General features: G+C 48.4%; 2 protein-coding genes. Both read left to right on the top strand.

Annotation, left to right across the window (positions count from 1 at the left end):
• Window positions 1-224 (top strand): helix-turn-helix transcriptional regulator (locus R7Q09_RS27725; protein WP_318144158.1); only part of this gene is annotated, 224 nt, incomplete at its 5' end.
• 79 nt (window positions 225-303) lie between these two features.
• Window positions 304-546 (top strand): AzlC family ABC transporter permease (locus tag R7Q09_RS27720; protein ID WP_318144157.1); only part of this gene is annotated, 243 nt, incomplete at its 3' end.

Below are 546 nucleotides of genomic sequence, written 5' to 3'. Positions count from 1 at the left end.
TGAGCCCTTTTCACTTACTGCGCGAATTTCAAAAGCAATTTGGCTTTCCGCCTCATGCTTACCAGATCCAGCAACGTTTACGTATGGCGAAAAAGCTGCTCAAACAAGGGCAGAGAATCTCTGATGTCGCACAAGAATGTGGTTTTCATGATCAAAGCCACCTGCATCGACACTTTAAGAAAGCCATGGGCGTCACGCCGGGCCAATATCTTCGCTTTAGCTAAATCCGCAATATCGTACAAGGCGAGATGCCTCTACCACGTTACGTTGATAGCCTGACTTCAAAACAATTAAGAACAAACAATGGATAACACTTTGCCGTTACAAGAAGAATCAAAAGCCACTTCATTTTGGCAAGGCACACTCGCAATGATGCCGTTGAGTATTGCCGTACTGCCTTGGGGACTCTTAGCAGGTTCGTTCGCGATTGATACAGGGCTTCACCCGCTAGAAGGACAAGCGTTATCCGCGATTCTTTTCGCGGGCTCCGCTCAGCTCGTCGCGATGGGAATGATAAAAGCGGGCGCGGGGCTAACCACTATGTTG

The organism is Vibrio sp. 2130-1 (assembly GCF_033339515.1).
This window is presented reverse-complemented; position numbering and strand designations above follow the sequence as displayed.